At 73.2% G+C, this 20,096-nt stretch carries 10 protein-coding genes; 4 read left to right on the top strand and 6 right to left on the bottom strand.

The window, feature by feature from the left end:
* Nucleotides 1–34: 34 nt before the first annotated feature.
* Together ACZ38L_RS01860 and ACZ38L_RS01855 are read left to right on the top strand one after the other, a co-directional pair.
* Nucleotides 35–5,926: a TIR domain-containing protein gene (locus tag ACZ38L_RS01860; RefSeq protein ID WP_465688258.1), complete on the top strand. Its 5,892-nt coding sequence runs from the start codon at nucleotides 35–37 to the stop codon at nucleotides 5,924–5,926.
* A gap of 270 nt (nucleotides 5,927–6,196) precedes the next feature.
* Nucleotides 6,197–8,467 carry an ArnT family glycosyltransferase gene (locus ACZ38L_RS01855; protein ID WP_465688256.1) on the top strand — a complete coding sequence of 757 codons (2,271 nt, stop codon included), beginning with the start codon at nucleotides 6,197–6,199 and terminating at the stop codon, nucleotides 8,465–8,467.
* Nucleotides 8,468–8,579: 112 nt separating this feature from the next.
* On the opposite strand, the gene ACZ38L_RS01850 is transcribed toward ACZ38L_RS01855, so the two are convergent.
* Both ACZ38L_RS01850 and ACZ38L_RS01845 read right to left on the bottom strand, forming a co-directional pair.
* Nucleotides 8,580–9,728 carry a PP2C family protein-serine/threonine phosphatase gene (locus ACZ38L_RS01850; protein ID WP_465688254.1) on the bottom strand — a complete coding sequence of 383 codons (1,149 nt, stop codon included), beginning with the start codon at nucleotides 9,726–9,728 and terminating at the stop codon, nucleotides 8,580–8,582.
* Nucleotides 9,725–12,352, bottom strand: coding sequence for a SpoIIE family protein phosphatase (locus ACZ38L_RS01845; protein WP_465688252.1), 2,628 nt, complete (start codon nucleotides 12,350–12,352; stop codon nucleotides 9,725–9,727). Before ACZ38L_RS01845 ends, ACZ38L_RS01850 begins: the two co-directional genes overlap by 4 nt.
* A 322-nt stretch (nucleotides 12,353–12,674) precedes the next feature.
* Here ACZ38L_RS01845 and ACZ38L_RS01840 point away from each other — a divergent pair, with 322 nt between their 5' ends.
* Nucleotides 12,675–13,964 (top strand): magnesium transporter MgtE N-terminal domain-containing protein, encoded by a 1,290-nt coding sequence (locus tag ACZ38L_RS01840; protein ID WP_465688250.1) that lies wholly within the window; start codon nucleotides 12,675–12,677, stop codon nucleotides 13,962–13,964.
* Nucleotides 13,961–15,781 carry an NRAMP family divalent metal transporter gene (locus tag ACZ38L_RS01835; protein ID WP_465688248.1) on the top strand — a complete coding sequence of 607 codons (1,821 nt, stop codon included), beginning with the start codon at nucleotides 13,961–13,963 and terminating at the stop codon, nucleotides 15,779–15,781. Before ACZ38L_RS01840 ends, ACZ38L_RS01835 begins: the two co-directional genes overlap by 4 nt.
* A 19-nt stretch (nucleotides 15,782–15,800) precedes the next feature.
* Here the strand turns inward: ACZ38L_RS01835 and ACZ38L_RS01830 are convergent, their stop codons facing one another.
* The 4 genes from ACZ38L_RS01830 to ACZ38L_RS01815 form a co-directional block, all read right to left on the bottom strand.
* A complete protein-coding gene (locus ACZ38L_RS01830; RefSeq protein WP_465688245.1) occupies nucleotides 15,801–17,396 on the bottom strand; it encodes an LCP family protein in 1,596 nt (531 codons plus the stop codon).
* Complete coding sequence (locus tag ACZ38L_RS01825; RefSeq protein ID WP_465688243.1) at nucleotides 17,389–17,940, bottom strand: DUF6542 domain-containing protein; 552 nt, start codon at nucleotides 17,938–17,940, stop codon at nucleotides 17,389–17,391. The genes ACZ38L_RS01830 and ACZ38L_RS01825 overlap by 8 nt, the downstream gene beginning before the upstream one ends.
* A gap of 466 nt (nucleotides 17,941–18,406) precedes the next feature.
* Entirely contained in the window at nucleotides 18,407–18,484 is a 78-nt protein-coding gene (locus tag ACZ38L_RS01820; protein WP_465688433.1) for a hypothetical protein, read from the bottom strand.
* 103 nt (nucleotides 18,485–18,587) lie between these two features.
* Nucleotides 18,588–20,033 (bottom strand): cytochrome P450, encoded by a 1,446-nt coding sequence (locus ACZ38L_RS01815; protein ID WP_465688241.1) that lies wholly within the window; start codon nucleotides 20,031–20,033, stop codon nucleotides 18,588–18,590.
* Between the last annotated feature and the right edge of the window lie 63 nt (nucleotides 20,034–20,096).

The following is a 20,096-nucleotide window of genomic DNA, read 5'->3' as shown; positions in this document are numbered from 1 at the left end:
TCCGCGAGCTGATGACACGTCATAGAGTGTCACCATGGGGGCGCTTGAGACGAACACCCGGGAACCACTGGACTTCTTCATCAGCTACTCACCGGCCGACGAACGCTGGGCGTCCTGGATCGCCTGGACCCTGGAGGAGGCGGGCTACCGCACCATCCTGCAGGCCTGGGACTTCGTACCGGGCACCAACTTCGTCGAGTTCATGGACCGGGGCGTCACCGAGTCCGCCGCCGTGATCGCGCTGCTCTCCAGCCACTACGAACGCTCCCGGTACGGGCGCCTGGAGTGGCAGGCCGCGCTTCGCGCCGACCCGGACGCGCCGGAGCGCCGGCTGCTCACCGTCCGGGTCGAGGACGTGCCGGTGGACGGCCTGCTCGCCACCATCACCTACGTCGACCTGGTCGGCATCGGCGATCCGGAGCAGGCGCGCCGGCTGCTGCTGGCCCGGATCGAGCAGGCGCTGGACGGCCACGCCCGGCCCGAACTGCGGCCGCCCTACCCCGTCGAGGTGGCCTCCCCCGCCACCGAGCCCGACCGGACGACCCCGCTGCCGCTGTCGCCGCTGGCCCGACCGATCGGCCGGACCGGCTGGGGCGGCCGGCGCCGACCGGCGAACCAGCCCGAGTACCCGGTGGCGCCCACGGCCACGACGGGGCGGGACAGCGTCACCGTGCTGCACCTGGCCGGCCCGTCGTTCGGCCGTGGCCAGGACCCCGACGAACTCCAGGCCGCGGTCTGGGGCGACCTGGTCGAACTCGGCCAAGCCGGTGCCCCCACCCCCGAGCTGCTGGTGGTGACCGGCGACCTGACCGCCTCCGGCAGTCCGCGCGAGTGCGACCAGGCGCTGACCTTCCTCACCGGACTGCGCGCCCTGCTCGGCCTGGAACCGCACCGGGTCGCCATCGTGCCCGGCGGCCAGGACGTCAACCTGGCCGCCTCCCGTGCCTACTTCAGCACCTGCGAGGCGGACGAGCAGCGACCCCGGCCGCCGTACTGGCCGAAGTGGCGGCACTACACCCGGCTGTTCCAGGAGTTCTACCAGGGCCTCGACGTGGTCTTCGACAGCGACCAGCCGTGGACCCTGTTCCCCGTCCCGGAACTCGGCACCGTGGTCGCCGGCCTCAACTCCTCGATGGCGTACAGCCATCGGCCCGACGACCAGTACGGCTGGCTCGGCCCCGAGCAGGCCGCCTGGTTCGCCCAGGCGCTGCGACCGTACGAGGTCGAGGGCTGGCTGCGGATCGGCGCACTGCGGCACCCGCTCTCCGCGCCCACCCGCTCCACCGCCGGCGGCGCCCGGACCGAGCGCGCCCCCGAGCCGCTGCGCGACCTGGACCGGTTCGCCCGGCTGACCGCACCCCGGCTGCACCTGCTGCTGCACGGACCGGCCGACGGCCACCCGGCCGTCAGTACGCTGCCCGGCGCCGGGCCGTCCGCGCTCCGGGCCGCCGCGCCCGGCGCGCACCAGTTGCTCCGCCTCTCCCGCGACGGTCTCGCCCGCTGGGCCGGGCCGAGCGCCGCCGAGCCCGAGCGGCTGGGCGGCCCCTGGCCCAGCGCCCACCGCGCCTTCCCGCCGGCGCAGGCCGAGCCGGCCGGCCCGGCGGAGCCCGTCGCCGCCGCCGAGCCGCCGAGTCGTGAGGCCCGCGCGCTGACCTCCCCGTTGGAGGTGCTGATCGCCCGGGTCGCCGAGGTGTGCCGGACCAGGCACCCGGGTGCCCAACTCCGCACCGTGACCGGGCCGGTGCCCCAACTGCTGGTCACCTGGAACGAGACCGGCTTCGTCCGCCAGCAGCGGGTGGCGGTCTGCGCCGGCACGCCCGGGACCGAGGAGCTCGACCGGTTCGTCGCCCAGGTGCACGCCTCGGAGAGCACCGCGCTGAGCGGCGTACCGGGTGACGCCGAGCTGGTCTACGACGGGCCGCCGCCCAGCCGCGCGCTGCGCGACCGGGCGCGCCGGCGCGGGGTCCGGCTGTGCAGCTTCGTCGAGTTCCAGGGGCTGCTCGACCTGCGCGACTACGTCGCCGCACAGAGCGAGCGGCTGCGCACCGACACGCAGTACCCGCCGAGCCTCTACCTGCCCCAGCGCTACCGCCGGCTCGACCGCCCGAGCGTCGGCGAACACGAGGGTCTGGTCGACGAGTTGCTGCGGCTGCTCGACGGCGACCAGGGCCGGTTCGTGCTGCTGCTCGGCGACTTCGGCCACGGCAAGACCTTCGCGCTGCGCGAGCTGGCCCGCCGGATCCCGCTCGAACTGCCCCACCTGACACCGCTGTTCATCGAGCTGAAGGCGCTGGACCGGGCGCACACGGTGGACGAGCTGGTGGCCGCCCACCTGGCCGGGCGCGGCATCGACACCATAGACCTGAGGGCCTTCCGCTACCTGCTCCGGCAGGGCCGGATCGTGCTCCTCCTGGACGGCTTCGACGAGTTGGTGAACCGGGTCAGCTACGAGCGGGCCGCCGACCACCTCCAGGTGCTGCTGGACGCCTCGGTGGACGCTGCCAAGATCATCGTGACCAGCCGGACCCAGCACTTCGCCTCCCAGGGACAGGTGTTCACCGCGCTCGGCGAGCGGGTCGACCAGCATCCGCAGCGCCTGCTGCTCGACGTCCGGGAGTTCACTCCGGCCCAGATCCGCGGCTACCTGGCCAACCGGTACGGCGACGAGACCGCGGCCGACCGCCGGTTCCGCCTGCTGGAGGACATCCCGGACCTGCTCGTGCTCTGCCGCAACCCCCGACTGCTGAGCTTCGTCGCCGAGCTGGAGTACGACCGGCTGCGTGCCGTCGCCGGCGCCGGGCGGGCGCTCAGCGCCGCCGGCCTCTACCAGGAGGTGTTCACCGACTGGCTGCGGTTCGAGGCGCGTCGCGCGCAGGGTGCCCCGGGAGCGGCGCCCGGGCTGAGCCTGGACCAGCTCTGGACGGCCGTCACCGAACTCGCGCTGCGCCTCTGGGAGAGTGGCCGCAGCGCCCTGCCGCTGGATGAACTGACCGACCTGGCAATGGCGTTGACCGGTCTCACGGCGCCCGCCCGGGGAGCCGGCGGGCCGGTCACCTCGGTGCCCCAGGCGGCGCACGCGGTGGGCTCGGGGAGCCTGCTGGTCCGCACCGACGACGGGATGTTCCAGTTCATCCACGGCTCGGTGATGGAGTGGCTGGTCGCCCGGGAGGCGGCGGCCCGGCTGACGGACGGCGAGTCCGCGCTCCTCGCCCGGGGCCGCTTCAGCCGGCTGGCGGTCGAGTTCCTCTGTGACCTGGCCGACCACCGGGTCTGCCAGGACTGGGCACGGCGCGTGCTGGACACGTCCGCCGGCGACTCCGGTCGGCAGGACGAGATCGCCCGGGCCAACGCCGTCCGGGTGCTGGCCCGGCTCCGGGTGCCCTCGCACACCGACCTGCGGGGCACCCTGCTGGCCGGCGAGGACCTCTCCTACCGGGACTTCTCCGGGGTCGACCTCAGCCACGCCGACCTCACCGACGCCCGGCTGGTCGGCTCCAACCTGTCCGGGGCGGTCCTGCGCGGCGCCCGGCTGGTCGGCGCCCGGCTGGACGGTGCCGACCTCACCGGTGCCGACCTGAGCGGTGCCGACCTGCGCCGGGCCAGGCTGATCCGGACCGACCTGCGGGGCGCCCGGCTGGCCGGCGGCCACTGGCAGCGGGCCGCCCTGATCTCGTCCGTCACCGACCCGGTGGTGCTGGCGGCGCCCGAACTCCGGGCCGCCGCCATCGCCCCGGGGCTGCCCGTCGAGTCCGGTTTCCGACCCTCCGAGGTCGGCGTCCCGTACGGCTTCGACGTCCGTACCAGCCGGCTGCCCGAGCCGCTGGCCTTCAGCAGCGACGGGCAGCTGCTCGCGGTCGGCAGCGACGACGGCAGCGTCCTGGTCTGCGACGCGGTCACCGGTGCCGCGCTGCGCACCCTCAAGGACCACTCGGGCCGGGTGTACGCGGTGAAGTTCGCCGAGGGCGTGCTGGCGACCGGCAGTTCGGACGGCACGGTCCGGCTCTGGGACCCGGTCTCCGGCGCCTGTCGGCAGCGGCTGGAGGTGCACCCCGGCGGTGTCTGGCCGGTCTCGCTCGGCCCGGACGGCGCGCTGCTGGCGAGCGGCGACGCGGAGGGCACCGTCACGCTCTGGGAGACCGGCTCCGGCCGGCGGCTGCACCGGCTGCCCGGCCACACCGCACCCGTGTACACGGCTGAGTTCAGCCCCGACGGCACCCTGCTGGCCACCGGGGACGCCGCCGGGGGAGTGCGGCTCTGGCAGGTCGCCACCGGCCGCCGGATCGCCGAACTGGCGGACCATCAGGGGGCTGTCTACCGGGCCCGGTTCAGTCCGGACGGGCGGACGCTGGCGACCGCCGACGGCGGCGGACCGGCCGGTGGCACGGTCCGGCTCTGGGACCTCGACGGCCGGCGGCCCCGGCACACCCTCACCGGCCACCCCGGCCGGGTCTACACCCTCGCCTTCGACCCGGCCGGCGGGCTGCTCGCCAGCGGCGACACCACGGGCCAGGTCCGGCTCTGGGACGCCGCCGACGGCCGCTCGGCGGGCCTGTTGCCCGGCTGCACCGGTGCCGTCTACCAGGTGTCGTTCGCCCCGGACGGCAGCCGGCTGGCGGCCGGCGACAGCGACGGTCTGGTCCGGGTCTGGCAGGTGCGTCCCGGTGCCGGTGGGTCCGACCCGGCGGCCGTCCCGCTGCTCAGGCAGCCGCCGGAGCACCGCGGCTCGGTCTGGGCCTGCGCCTTCCGCCCGTCCGGCGGCCCGGACGGGCCGGACGCCGACCCGCTGCTGGTCACCGGCGGCAACGACGGCATGGTCCGGCTCTGGGACCCGGCCACCGGCCACAGCCGCCAGCTGCTGCGCGGCCACGGCCGCCGGATCGGCGCGCTCTCGTTCAGCGGGACCGGCGGTCTGCTCGCGGCGGCCGGCAACGACGGCGTGGTCCGGCTGTGGGACCCGGCCACCGGCCGCCGGGTCAGCGAGATCACCGGCCAGAGCAACCGGCTGGTCTCCGCCGCGTTCGGCCCGACCGGCCCAGTGCTGGCCACCGCCAGCAACGACGGCGACATGTACCTGTGGAACGCCGACACCGGCGAGTACCAGCGGCAGCTCGACGTCGAGACCGAACACGTCTGGGCCGAGGCGTTCAGCCCCGACGGCGTCTTCCTGGCCACCGCCAACGACGACGACACGGTGCGGATCTGGTACCGCTCGACCGGCGCCCACGTGGCGACCCTGGCCGAACACCGCGGTCGGGTCCGCTCGATCGCCTTCGGTGCAGACGGCGGCCGGCTCGTCACCGGTTGCGACGACAGCCGGATCCGGATCTGGGACCTCGCCGCCGGCCGGGTCGAGGCCGTTCTGGAGGGCCACACCGACCGGGTCTACGCCGTCGCCACCGCGCCGGACGACTCCTGGCTGGCCAGCGCGTCCTGGGACGGCCGCGCCGTGGTCTGGGTCGACGGCCGTCCCCGCCACCAGCTGCGCGGGCACACCGGCCGGCTGTGGACCGCCGCCGCCCACCCCCGGGGCAGCTGCCTCGCCACCGCCGGTGACGACCGGGTGATCCGCCTGTGGGACCCGCGCACCGGCCGGGACCTCGGCCGGCTCGCCGGTCACACCGGCCGCGTGCTCGCCGTCACCTTCAGCCCGGACGGCTCGCTGCTCGCCAGCGGCGGCGAGGACGGAACTGTCCGGCTCTGGACCGTCCCGGACGGCTGGAACGGTCGGGACGCCGCCGCGCTCCGGGCCACCCTGGTGGCCACCCCCGGCGGCTGGGCCACCCTGACCCCGTCCGGCGCCTACAAGTACGAGGGCGACGTGGCCGGCGAGTTCTGGCACGCCGTCGGGATGTGCCGCTTCGAGCCCGGCGAACTCGACAGTCAGCTGCCCGGCATCGGCCAACTCGCACTGGACGCACCGATCTGACGCCGCGTTCGACCGGCTACCACCTCGGACCGGAGATGGCGATCCGCGGCGCGCTTTTCTCATCACTCTCCCAGGGGGGTCTGAACCCGGTCTCACCGGCGCTTGCCAGGGTCGACCCGTGACTCGTCCGGCTGCGGCACGCCGGGACGTGGTCGCGACTGGATCCCCCGGCCACCAGGAGGTAGCGCTGTGTCTGCGATCGCCGTCGACCATCCAGCGAGTGCGGGAGAGGTGAGGCGCAACGGTGTCGGTGGGGCGCGCAGACCCTGGATGTTCTGGCGCTCCCCGGTCGACCAGCCACGCTGGGCCCGGCCGGCGCTGCTGGTGATCGCGACCCTGGCCGCCGTCCTCTACGCCTGGAACATCAGTTCCTCCGGCTTCGCGCCGTTCTACTCGGACGCTGTGAAGAGCATGTCGGTGAGCTGGAAGGCACTGCTGTTCGGTGCGATGGACCCCGGCGCCACCATCACTCCCGACAAGATCGCCGGCTCGTTCGTCCCGCAGGCGCTGTCCGCCCGGATCTTCGGTTTCCACGCCTGGTCGGTGACGCTGCCGCAGTGCGTCGAGGGTGTGCTCAGCGTGCTGGTGATGTACCGGGTGGTACGCCGGTGGGCGGGTCCGCGGGCCGGCCTCGCCGCCGCCGGACTGTTCACCTTCACGCCGGTGGTGGCCTCGATGTTCGGGCACTCCATGGAGGACGGCGCCCTGGTCTGCTGCCTGGTGCTGGCGGCCGACTGCTACCAGCGCGCGGTGCTCGACGGGCGGCTGCGCTGGCTGGTGCTGGCCGGAGTCTGGGTGGGTGTGGGATTCCAGGCCAAGATGATGCAGGCGTGGATGGTGCTGCCGGCGCTGGCCATCGGGTACCTGGTGGCGGCACCGGTCCGGCTTCGCCGGCGGTTCGGCCACCTGTTGGTGGCGGGTGCGGTCTGCCTGGCGGTGTCGCTGTCCTGGGTGGCGATGATGACGGTCGTGCCGGCCAAGGACCGTCCCTACGTGGACGGCAGCACCAACAACAGCGCCGTCGCGATGGTCTTCGGTTACAACGGCCTGGAGCGGTTCGGGATCCACGTTCCCGGCTCCATCCCGAGCATGGGCAGCGGGATGGGGGGAGGCGGGGCGCACGGCTCCGGCGGTGCGGGCCGGCCGGTCGTACAGCGGCCCGGGGGCGGTCAACTGCCGGGCGGGGGCGCCGGTTTCGGCGCGGGCGTGGGTGCGGGCTTCGGTGGCGGTGCCGGTGCGGGCTTCGGTGGCGGCGCGGGCGCGGCTCCGGGTGCGGGCACGGCCCCGCAGGGCCTGGCGGGCGGCGCTCCGGCGCACGCCGGCGGCCGGGGCGGCGGCTTCGGGGGCATGAACGACGGGCCGAGCTGGCTCAAGCTGTTCCAGGGCAGGTTCGGCCCGCAGATCGGCTGGATGTACCCGTTCGCCCTGCTCGCCATCGCCTTCGGCCTGTGGACCCGGCGGCGGGCCGAGCGGACCGACCGGCTCCGCGGCGGATTCGTGCTGTGGGGCAGCTGGTTGCTCGTCATCGGCGCGGTGTTCAGTGACATGAGCTCCATCCCGCACACCGCCTACATGTCGACCCTCGCCCCCGCCCTGGCGGCGCTCTGCGGCGCCGGCGCGGTGCTGATGTGGGACGCCTACCGCGAGGGCCGCCGGGCGGCCTGGGCGCTGCCCGTCGCGGTCGCGGCCGAGGCCGGCTGGAGCTGGTACCTGAGCACGTTCGACCCCACCTTCCTGCCCTGGCTGAAGTGGCTGATGCTGGGCGCCTCCATGCTCGGTGTGGTCGCGATGGTGTGGGGACGAGCCACCCGCCGGACCCGTTCCCGGCTGCTGACCGTCGGCCTGCTGGCCGGGCTGGCGGGGGCCGTGGTCACCCCGGTCGCCTGGTCGTCCTCGGTCCTCGACCCGAAGTACGCGGGCAGTGCCCTCGACGCCGGCGCGGGTCCGTCGACCGGGATGGGCGCGATGTTCGAGGGGGTCGCGGGCAACAGCCGCGTCGAGGGCATCCTCGGCGAGCTCGGCAGGCAGGGTGGGGCGCAGCCCGGCGGCGCCGGCGCCTTCGGCGGCCTGGGGGGCTCGGCCACCCTGACGAGCGACCAGCGCGCGCTGTACGACTACGTCAAGTCCCACCAGGACGGGGCCAAGTACGTGTTGGCGGTCGACAACTGGTCCTCGGCGTCGCCGTACATCCTGGCCACCGGCGACACCGTGCTGCCGATGGGCGGGTTCAGCGGCTCGGTCCCGCAGCCCTCGCTGAGCGGCTTCACCACGATGGTGCACGCGGGTCAGGTGCGGTTCGTCTTGGTCCAGGGCGGCCGGGGGATGAGCGCCCTCTTCGGCGGCGGTGCCGACGACGGTTCGGTCACCCAGATCGACTCCTGGGTGAAGCAGAACTGCACCGAGGTGCCGTCCACCAGCTACGGGGTGAACCCCCCGCCGAGCCGGGCCGGCGGCGCCCAGTCGCCCGGGCTGGCGGGCCTGGCGGGCATGTTCGGGGGCTCGGCCACCGGAACCCTCTACGGTTGCACGCCCTCGTCCTGAGAGGGAGCCCTCTCGGATCGGTGATCACCCGGGTGGCACTGCCGCGCACGGCCGTGCCACCCGGGTGCGCCACGGGACGACCCCGGGAGCGTCACCGCGGCGTCCGTCGGTCCTACCGAAGCGGGGCGATGGCGAGCAGGGCGACGTCGTCGTGGAGCACCCGGGTGTGCCGGGGCAGGTCGGTGTCCAGGAAGTCGATGACCTCGCCGGGACTCGGGGCCGGCCGGCCGGCGAACCGGTCCCGGAGCCGGTCGAGGAAAGGGTAGAAGGCCCCGGCCGGGTCGCGGGCCTCGATCAGCCCGTCGGTGCAGAGCAGCAGCACGTCGCCGCGGGAGAAGCGATGGGTGTGGGCGGTGGGGCGTACGTCGGCCAGCGCGCCCAGGCCGAGGGGGAGGGCGGGCGGGCCGGTGAGCGCCCGGACCTCGCCGCCGGAGATCAGCACGGGCTCGATGTGGCCGTGGTTGACGATCGTCAGGCGGTGGGCCCGGGCGTCGTACTCGATCAGGACGGCGGTGACGAACAGCTCGGGGTCGGGCAGGGCGCCGGGCTCGCCGGCCATCCGGTGTTCCATGCCGGCGGCGACCTGCAGCAGGTCACCGGGCTCGTAGACGGCGTGGCGGAAGCTGCAGAGGACGTCGGCGACCGTCCGCACGGCCTGCAGGCCCTTGCCCCGGACGTCGCCGATGATGGCCCGCTCACCCGCCTGGGTGACGCGGATGTCGAAGAGGTCGCCGCCGACCACGGTGCCGGCCTCGGCGGGGCGGTAGAGCGCCGCCGCCAGCACGTGGCCGACCTGGCGCGGCACCGGGCGCAGCAGGGTGCGCATCAGCGCCTCGGCGACCGAGTTGGCGTGGATCAGGTGGGCTTCCTGGCGTTGCCGGTAGGCGGCGAGCGCGGTGCCGAGGGCGCCGACCAGGGCGGTGGAGATGTAGGCCGCGATGTAGTGGCGCTCCCACAGGTCGCCCGCGTCGCGGCCGGCACAGCACGGCGTGCCGGCCAGGACGCCTTCGAACACGACTGCGAAGACCGTGATGCCGGCGACACCGGCCGGGCCGCGGGTGTAGGCCGCGACCACCGGGAGGGCGATGAGCAGGAAGCTCACCGGCCACTGCACGGGGGTCACGGGTTCGAGCAGCAGCACGACCGCGACGTAGCCGGCCGGCAGCCACCGCATCCAGGTCGGCGGAGCGGGCGCCGCCAGGCCGGCGCTGCTCAGCCTGGCGTCGGCCGGATCACCGGTTCGTCGGCGGATCCAGCTCACGAGGGCTCCTCGGCGGGCAGGTCCTGCTCGGCCCAGATGGTCTTGCCGCTGGGCGTGTAGCGGGTCCCCCACCGCTGGGTGAGCTGGGAGATGATGAAGAGGCCGCGGCCCCCCTCGTCGTCGCTCGCGGCGTACCGCAGGTGCGGCGAGGTGTGTCCGGTGTCGGAGACCTCGCAGGTGAGACAGCGGTCCCTGATCAGCCGGACCCGGATCGGCCCCGGGGCGTAGCGGAGGGCGTTGGTCACCAGCTCGCTGACGATCAGTTCGGTGGTGAACGACAGCTCGTCCAGTCCCCACTCGCCCAGTTTCGCGGTGGTCGCGGTGCGGGCGTCTCCAGCGGCCGTCGGATCGGTGGGCAGCTCCCAAACCGCCGTCTGGTGGGCACCGAGCATCCTGGTGCGGGCCAGGAGCAGCGCCGCGTCGTCGTCCACCGGCCCGGGCAACAGCGTCTCCACAGCCTGGTCGCAGAGCTCCTCCAGCGGCCGGCGGTCCTGGCTGAGCACGTCGGCGAGCAGGCCGAGCCCCACCTCGGTGTCGTGGGCGGCGGCCTGGACCAGACCGTCGGTGAAGAGGGCGATCAGGCTGCCCGGGGGCAGCCGGAGTTCCATGCTCCGGAAGGGCATGCCACCGCGTCCGAGGGAGCGGCCCAACGGGAGCTCGGGGTAGCTGACGCCGCTGCCCGGACTGATGATCGCGGGTGGCGGGTGGCCCGCGCACGCCATGGTGCACTCTCCGGAGACCGGGTCGTAGACCGCGTACAGGCAGGTCACCCCGAGGGCCTCGTCGGATCGGGCGCCGGCCCGCTCCTGGCCGGTCTGCCTGACCAGGTCGTCCAGGTGGTCGAGGAGCTCGCCCGGATCCAGGTCCAGTCGGGCGAGGACCCGCACGCTCGTACGGAGGCGACCCATGGTGGCGGCGGCGCGCACACCGTGGCCGAGGACGTCCCCGACGACCAGGCCGACCCGACTGCCCGACAGCGGGACGACGTCGAACCAGTCACCGCCCACTCCGGACCGGCTGTCGGCGGGCAGATAGCGGCTCGCCAGGTCGACGGCGCTCAGCGCTGGCAGGCTGTGCGGCAACAGGCTCCGTTGCAGCCTGAGGGCGGTGGTGTGCTCACGGGTGACGGCCGGCATCAGCAGGGCACCGACCAGCAGGGCGCCCAGACCCATCACGGTCACCCCGCCGGTCCGTCCGATGAGCGGCAGGTCGAAGGAGGTCGCACCGTAGGCGGGGTTGGCGTAGACGTCGAAGGCCGCGTAGCAGAAGAAGTAGACCATCATCAGCCCGCCCAGGCCGGGGAGCAGGCCCTTGAACACGAGGTCCCGGGAACTGTGGGTGAGCACCCTGCGGAAGTACCAGGCACAGGCGAAGCCGGTGAGGCCGTAGTAGAAGGCGATCGCGAGGCCGACCGACTGGACGGAGTCGGCCAGGACGTCGCGGCTGATCGTCGTCAGCAGGACGAGGAAGCCGATGGAGGCCAGACCCACGCCGACGGTCGACCAGGTGGGCGTGAGGTAGCGGCGGTGCACCCGGGCGAACTGCGAGGGGACGGCCTTGTGTGCGGCCATCGAGAAGACGGTCCGGGCCAGCGGCAGGATCGTCGTCTGGGTGGAGGCGGCCGCGGAGGTCACCACCATGAAGATCAGCAGCTTGGTGAAGACCTGACCCATCCCCTGGCTGCCGAAGACGGCGTTGCCCAGCCCGGAGAGCACGTCGCCGGAGTTGTTGGCGTTGCCCAGCCCGATGCCCGTCGTGCCGACTCCGGCGAAGGCCTGTGCGGAGGTGGAGACCAGGGAGTAGATGATCAGCAGCAGCACGGTGGAGATGACCGCCGCGCGCCCGGGGGTGCGTCTGCTGTCGGCGCTCTCCTCGTTCACCGAGACGGCGGTGTCCCAGCCCCAGTAGACGAAGACGGCGGCGAGGATGCCCGAGGTCAGCGCTCGGGCCGAGGCGACGTGAAGGGGGTTGAACCAGGACGCGGAGACGTGGATCGCCGTGCTGGGGCTGCTGGTGTAGACCCTGACCAGGGCGGTGACGGCGAACAGGACCAGGACGGCCACCTCGGTGCAGAGCAGCCAGCGCTGGACGGCGGCCGAGACCTCGATGCCGACGTAGCAGACGGCCGTCATCACGACGATCCAGCCGATACCCGCGACCGTGGTCCACAGCCTGCTGCCCGCGAGTGAGTCGAGACCGAGCAGCCGGAAACCGTAGATGCCGGCGATCTCCGCCAGGTTCGCCATGACGATGACGTCGGCGACGATGATGCCCCAGCCGCCCATCCAGCCGGTGCGCGGACCGAAGGCACGGGTGGCCCAGGTGAAGGTGGTCCCGCAGTCGGCGTCGCTCGCGTTGAGTTCCCGGTAGGCGTACGCGATCAGCAGCATCGGGATGAAGGCCAGCATCGTGATGATCGGCGCCTGCAGGCCGACCCCCGCCACGACGAGGCCGAGCGTGGCCGCCAGGCTGTACGCGGGGGCGACGGAGGACAGGCCGATCACGACCGAGGAGAACAACCCCAGAACCCCGGCCTTGAGCCCTTTCTCACCCGCACCCGAGCCGGGGGCGAGTGGCGCGGCGGGCGCGGCAGAACCACCGGAGAGCTTCACATCTGATTCCAACCCCGAATCCGTTCGCGCGCAACGCCGCACCGAACGGGTGGCGTCGACGACAGTCACCCCATCATCCACACGAACTTCCCGTACGCCGCAGACCGGGCCCGGGGCGCGGACCGTGTCGTGCGGCCCTTCCCCGCCGAGTCTGCGACGGTGCACCGGCCGACACGTCACGGCGCTTCGCCGGAGGAACTGAGGCCCATGAGGGCCCTGCGCTCCGCACTCGACGTCATCAACGTCGCGCCATCCGCCTGAAGGTTCGCCCGGTCGCGGTGCGTCTCACGGACCGTGCCCAGGCGCGGGTTAGCTTCGTACCGTGGATCGTGTCGTGTCCCTGTCCCAGCTGTTGCGCCGACCACTGGTGGGGCGCGACGGCGCGTCGGTGGGTCGCCTCGCCGATGTGATCGTCCGTCTGCGTGGACGTGACTACCCCCTGGTCGCCGGCCTGGTCGCCCGGATCGGGAGCCGCGAGGTCTTCCTGCCCATCGAGCAGGTCACCGACTTCGGCCGGGAGCGGATCCAGCTCACCAGCGAGGTCGTGGACCTGCGCCCGTTCGAGCGGCGCGAGGGGGAGGTGCTGCTGCGCGCCGACGTCCTCGGGCACCGGGTGATCGACGTCGCCCACGTCGAACTGGTCCGGGCCCACGACCTCGGCCTGAGCCCGCACCCCGAGGGCTGGATCGTCGCCTGCCTGGACACCAGTCCCCACCGGCCGCGGCTGTTCGGGCGGAGCGGTGCCGGGAGCCGGCGGCACTGGCGGGACTGGAAGTCCTGCGAACCGCTGATCGGCCACGCCCAGTCCGCTCGCGTGCGAGGCCCCTTCGGACGGGTGGGCCGACTCAGGCCGGCCGACATCGCGGATCTGCTGGAGGACGCCAACCGGACCGAGTCCCACGAGATCCTCCAGACCGTGCACGCCGACCCCGAGCTGGAGGCCGACGTCTTCGAGGAGTTGGAGCCCGACTCGCAGACCCGCCTGCTCAAGGAGAAGAGCGACGCCGAGATCGCCGAGGTGCTCACCCGGATGCGTGCCGACGACGCCGCCGACGCGATCAACGACCTGCCGCAGAACCGCCGCCAACCGGTCCTCGACGCGCTGCCCGCCGGCCAGCGCACCAAGGTCCTCACCCTGTTGGGCTTCAACCCCTCCAGCGCCGGCGGACTGATGGCCCTGGACATCCTCACCGCGTCCGCGGGCACCACCGTCACCGAGGCGCTGAGTCTGGCCCGGGCGGCCCGGACGCTGCAGCCGGAGGCGCTGACCAGCATCCACGTCGTCCGGGAGGGGAACCGGCTGATCGGCACCGTGACCCTGGTGGTCCTGCTGCAGGCCCGGCCGGACGCCCGCCTGGAGGAGGTGATGGCCACCGAACCGGTCCGGGTCCTCCCGGACACCGACGTCGAGGACGTCGCCCTGCTGATGACCGACTACAACCTGCTCACCGTGCCCGTCGTCGACCAGCAGGACCAGATCCTGGGGGTCATCACCGTCGACGACATCCTGGAGACGGTCATCCCCGAGGACTGGCGCCGGCGCGAACCCGCCCCGCACCCGGCCTACCGCACCGACGGCGGCGCCTCCGCCGGGCCCACGCGCGTCACGGACCTGGGCGGATGACGGCGCCCGGTGACCCGCCGGAGCCAACCGGCCGACCCACCCCCGGCAAGCCCGCGACGCCCAGGCCCACGCCCGAGCCCACGTCCACACCTACGCCCAGGCCCACACCTACGCCCAGGCCCACCTCCGCACCCGCACCCGAGCCGGGACCCCGGCCCAAGCCGGCACCCAAGCCCGCGCCCAAGCCCGCTCCCAAGCCCGCGCCCAGACCCAGCGCCGTCCTGGACGAGGCCCACCTCGGCGACATCGAAGGCGCCTTCGGCCGCATCTCCCGGGACGAGTCCGACGAGCGCCCCGGCCCGAAGGCCCGGCTGCTGACCCTGCTGGCGATCATCGGCCCGGGCATCATCGTCATGGTCGGCGACAACGACGCCGGCGGTGTCGCCACCTACGCCCAGGCCGGGCAGAACCACGGCTACTCCCTGCTGTGGGTCCTGCTGCTGCTCATCCCGGTGCTGATCGTCAACCAGGAGATGGTGGTGCGCCTCGGCGCGGTCACCGGCGTCGGCCACGCCCGGCTGATTAACGAACGGTTCGGCCGGTTCTGGGGCTGGTTCAGCGTCGGCGACCTGTTCGTTCTCAACTTCCTCACCATCGTCACCGAGTTCATCGGCATCTCACTCGCCGCGGGCTACCTCGGGGCATCCAAGTACTGGGTGGTCCCGACCGCCGCCCTGCTGCTGATCGCCGTCACCGCCAGCGGCTCCTTCCGTCGCTGGGAACGCGCGATGTTCGCCCTCATCGCGATCAGTCTGCTGCTGGTCCCGCTCACCCTGCTGTCCGAGCCCAGGTGGGGCCGGGCCGCACACCACTTCGTCGTCCCCGGCATCCTGGGCGGCGTCACCAGCGACGCCGTCCTGCTGATCATCGCGATCGTCGGCACCACCGTCGCCCCCTGGCAGCTCTTCTTCCAGCAGTCCAACGTCATCGACAAACGCATCACCCCCCGCTTCATCGGCTACGAACGCACCGACACCGTCATCGGCTCCTTCGTGGTCGTCATCGGCGCCGCCGCGCTGGTCATGGTCGCCGACTACGCCGCCCGTGGCACCGCCTTCGCGGGCCGCTTCACCGACGCCGCCGGTGTCGCCCACGCGCTCGACGGGCGCGGCCACGCCCTGGGCGTCATGTTCGCGGTCGTCCTGATGGACGCCAGCATCATCGGCGCGGCCGCCGTCACGCTGGCCACCAGCTACGCCTTCGGTGACGTCTTCAACCTTCGCCACTCACTCCACCGCGGCTTCGGTGAGGCCAAGCAGTTCTACGCCTCCTACAGCCTGATGGTGCTGCTCGCGGCCGCCATCGTGCTCATCCCGGGCGCGCCACTGGGTGTGATCACCGAGGCCGTCCAGGCCCTCGCCGGCCTGCTCCTCCCGTCCGCCAGCGTCTTCCTGCTCCTGCTCTGCAACGACTCCGAGGTCCTCGGCCCCTGGACCAACCCGCGCTGGCTCAACCTCCTCGCCACCCTGATCATCGCCGTGCTCCTGCTGCTCTCCGCCACCCTGATGGCCACCACGCTCTTCCCCGCCCTGAACGTGAAGGCCCTGGCCGGCCTGCTCGCCGTCGTGCTCGCGGTGGGCCTGGCCGCGGCTGCCGTCGGCCTGTGGATCGCGCGGCGGCGCGCCGGTGCTCCGACCGTACCGGCGCCGACCATGTCCGCGTCCGAGAAGCTGGCCTGGCGGATGCCCCCGCTGGCCCTGCTCAAGCCCGTCCAGTGGTCACCGGGCCTGCGCCTGGGCATGCTCACACTCCGCGGTTACCTGCTGCTCAGCGCCGTCCTGCTGCTCGTCAAGGCCATCCGCCTCGGCGGCGCGTGACGCACCGGATCGGCGCGTGTCAGTTGACGCAGGGGATGCCGCCCATCTTGACCGGGGGTCCCTGCATGGGCAGGGTGGCCGCCGGGTCGGGGGCGCTGCCGCCGCCGCTGGCGGGGGTGGGTGCCGAGCCGCCGGGCGGGGTGTAGTCGGTGCCGAGGGTGACCACGATGTGCCCGGCGGGCACCTCGGAGGACGGCTCGGCGGTGGTGCCGTAGCGGGTGGCGACGCCTTGGGCGCCGTCCTTGGCACCGGCGCCGTAGGTGACCGTGGTGGTCCTCGGACGGGTGCCGGCCTCGCCGACCCGGCCGCCGGTGTAGCCCATCCCTGCCAGGGCCTTGGCCTCGGCCGCGGCGGCGCCGGTGACCGTCGAGGCGTTGTACACGTCGACCGTGCCCGAGCCGGTCTTCCCGGCGGGCGTGGCGGCGGCCGGGGACGGGCCGGCCGAGGAGGAGCCGGCGGGGGGCGGGGCCGGTGCGGGGTCGTGCCCGAAGAGCTGCTGCACCTCCCGCCTTATCAGGGCGGGGTCGACGGTGTTGACGTCCTCGCCCCCGATGGTCGCGAAGCCGGCGATCGGCAGGGTGTTGAACTCGACGTTCCCGCCGGTGAGGTTGGTGGCCTGCTGGGCGAAGTCCAGGATGTTCAGCTGGTTGTCGATCACCACGTCCTTCTTCACCACGTCGAAGAGGGACTGCATCTTGCCGATGTCGTCGAAGATGCCCTCGTTCTTGAGCTTGTACTCGACCGAGGAGATGAAGGCCTGCTGGCGGTGGGTGCGGTCGAGGTCGCCGTTCGGCAGGTTGTGGCGCTGGCGGACGAAGGCCAGCGACTGGGCGGCGTCGAGGGTGTTGATGCCGGCCACGCCCTTGAAGCCGGAGCCCTGGCCCTCCTCGGCCGGGTCGCTGGTGGCGTGGTTCAGGCAGACCTGGACCGGCCCGACGGCCTGCGCGATGTCGTAGAAGCCGAGCAGGTTGACCTCGGCGAAGTGGTCGATCGGGATGCCGAGGAAGTTCTGCACGGTGGCCAGGGTCGCCGCCCGGCCCGCGTCCCGGCTCTGCTGCTCCAGCTGGGCCCCCTTGAGCCCCTGTGCCTGGAGCTTGGTCTCGGCGGCCGCCTTGGCGATGCCGTACGCCTCCTTGATCTTGTGCATCCTGCCGTCGGCGCCGGCGGTCTGCACGTAGTCGTCGCGCGGGATGGAGAGCGCGGTGACCTTGCCGCCGTTGGCCGGTATGTGCAGCACGATCAGGCTGTTGGTGTTGTAGCCGCCGACGTTGCTGCTGGCGCCGGCCTGCAGGTCGTCCTCGACGAACTGCGGCGGCAGGTCGTTGCCGTTCATGTCCTTGCGGCTGTCCAGGCCGATCAGCAGCAGGTTGACCGAGTTGTCCAGGTGCGGCGGCGCGCCCCTGCGCACGTTGCTCAGGGCGTCGGAGGTGTTCAGGCCGGTGGTCAGGGACCGGTACGTGTACCAGGTGACACCGCTGGTGGCGAGGACCGCCAGACCGACCCCGCACACGACGGTGCGCCCGGCGATGGCCAGCAGGGAGGGGCGGTGCCGCTCCGGCACGGAGGTCTGGCGGCGGCTCGCGCGCCCTCGGTCGGCAGGGGTGTGCTCAGCCACGACGGTTCCTCCCGTCCCGGGTCCGCCTGTCCCGGGCGATCCGGACCAGGACGACGAGCAGCGCGGCGCCGAGCGCCGCGAGCATGACCGGGAAGTCGTTGATGGTCCAGCGGGCCGCGCCGGTGGCCAGGGCCTTGGAGCCCTGGTACTTGGCGGAGTCGCCGAGCAGTTCGGCGGCGGCCGTGGTGGCCAGCACCACGGCCGGTGACGCCGGCAGCACCCACCACCAGCTCGAGCGTTCGGCCAGGGCGGCCGCGCCGGCGGTGCCGAGGACGGCGCAACTGTCGAAGATCAGGCCCAGCCCCGGGGCGACCGCCTCGTCGACCAGCGCGCCGACCAGCGGCAGCCCGAGCAGCAGCAGCAGTGCGATCAGGCCGCCCTGCCGCTGGGGTCGGGCTGCCGGCCGCCCGCCACGGGACAGCGGACCGGGACGGCTCGCGTCCGGCCCGTCGTCCGATGCCCGCTCGGGTGGGGACGGTGGTTCCGGCTGGTCCCGCCAGAGATCTATGCCCTCGCTGGGCGTGACCGCCCACTGCTCTGCCACGCGCTCATCCTCATACAGTCGGCCGATGCGCCAATGGTTGCTCGGTTGCGCAATATAGCAACTGTTCATGACGTCGCGTCGCCGGCCGGCACAGGACGGGGGAGCGCCGGCCGGTGTGCGGTCCTCCGAGGAGGTGGTCGGGATGGCACCCGGCAGTCGGTCCCGAAGCCGACCCGCTTCTGCCCAGGAGGTCCCACGGCCCCGAGCGGCAGCTGCTCACGGAGTCCAACTACCCGACCGGGTAGCCTGGTTCGACTTTCACCCAGGCCGTTGTGCGATCGTCATGGGCGCGACCCGCCCGCCCCCGCCCGCTCCGCGGACGTGCCCGCCGCCTCCGGGTGACGGCATGCCCGACCGTCGAGGGACCACACCACTGCGACCGCCGCCGGCCGAACCGAGTCCGTCGGCCTGGCCGCACGGCGTCACCGCACGGCCACCCGGGTCCGCCCGGTTGGGGTGCCCTCGCTCAGCACTGCGGCCGCCGGCCGTGGTTCGCGGCGTGGTTACGACGGGTCTTCTTCTTGCGGCGCCGTTTCGATGACATGTCCGCCTCCTCGCTCGCTGCTGCGTTTCGCCCCTCTCCAACGTTGCACATGCGCGGCCCGTCGGCGCGGCGTCGACGTTCGGCAGGCGGTCGGGCGCCGCCGTCAGCGTCGGAACCGCCCGGTCAGGACGCTCCACCAGCTGCGTCGCTGCCGGGGGACGGCGGCCGCCGTGGCGGGCGGCTCGGCCGGCTCGGCAGGCAGGGCGGCGGGCGCTGCCGGCGGTGTCGCGGGCGCGGTGCCTTCGGCGATCGCCGCCTCTCCCTCGGGCTTCGTCGGCGGGGTGAAGCTCACCGGCAGCTCGACCAGGTGCTGGGACAGCCAGGCCGAAGTCCAGGTCAACTCCCCCTCGGGAACGGCGAGTCGGAGGTCCGGCAGGCGGGTCAGCAGGATGTCGATGCCGGTCTCCGCGATGGCCCGCCCGATGTCCTGGCCGGGGCACTCGTGCGGGCCGCTGCCGAAGGCCAGGTGGGAGCGGTTGCCGTAGAGCGGCTGCGACAGGTCGGGACGGACGACCGGGTCGACGTTGCCGGCCGCGAGACCGAGCAGGAGCATGTCGCCGGCCTTGATCTGCTGCCCGCCGAGTTCGGTGTCGCCGGTGGCCCAGCGGCCCGCGACCAACGACATCGGCGCGGAGTCCCAGAGGACCTGGTCCAGGGCGTCGGGCAGGGTCATGTGGCCACCGGACAGGTGGGCGCGGAACCGACGGTCGGTGAGGACGAGCTTCAGGGTGTCCGCGATCAGGTTGACGGTCGTCTCGTTCGCGGCGAGCAGCACCACCCGCAGGTGCTCCAGCACCTCGTCGTCGGTGAGCCCGGCGCCGTGCTGCATCAGCCATGACACGAGATCGGCGCCGGGCGCCACGCGCTTGCGCTCCATCATCCGGCGCAGCGTCGCCACGACGTAGTCGTTGCTCTCGATCGCCGTCTCGGTGCCCTTCATCAGGTCCCGGGCGGCTTCGACCAGTCGGGGCCCGTACTCCTCGGGCATCCCGACCACCTGCGTCATCACGAGCATGGGCAGGTGCTCGGCGAACTGGGCCACCAGATCGGCCCGGCCGGTGGATCCGAAGCCCTGGATCAGCTGGTCGGTGAAGCGGGTGACGTAGCGGCGGATCCCGCGCCGGTCGAAGCGGTTCAGACTTTCGGTGACCGCCCCGCGCAGGCGCCGGTGCTCCTCGCCGTCCGCGAACACGCACAGCGGCTGCCAGGCGATCACCGGCATCAGCGGGGAGTCCGGGGTGATCAGACCCTCCTGGAACGCCGTCCAGCGGCGGGAGTCCCGGGAGAAGCGGGAGGGCGTGCGCATCGCGGTGAGGTTCGCGGAGTGGCCGAGGACCAGCCAGGCCGGGAGGTCACCGTGCAGCAGTACGGGCGCCACCTCGCCGTGCTCGGCACGTAGTTTCTCGTACAGACCTGCCGGGTCGGCCTCGGCCTCCGGCCCGTAGAGCCGCCGGAGGCCGTTGGCGCCGAGCCCTTGGGCGCCGAGTCCGTGGGCGGGGCAGCCGGGCGGCGGGGTGAGGGAGGCGTCGTCAGGGAACGAGGTGGTCACGGTGTCTCCGGGGTCGGCGCCAGGCGGTCGTCGTGAGGCGCGGTCGTCGTGGGGCGGGCAGGG

It is taken from the genome of Kitasatospora sp. NPDC024654 (genome assembly GCF_055559155.1).
The sequence above is the reverse complement of the archived record's forward strand: the minus strand, read 5'-3'. Positions and strand labels throughout refer to the sequence as shown.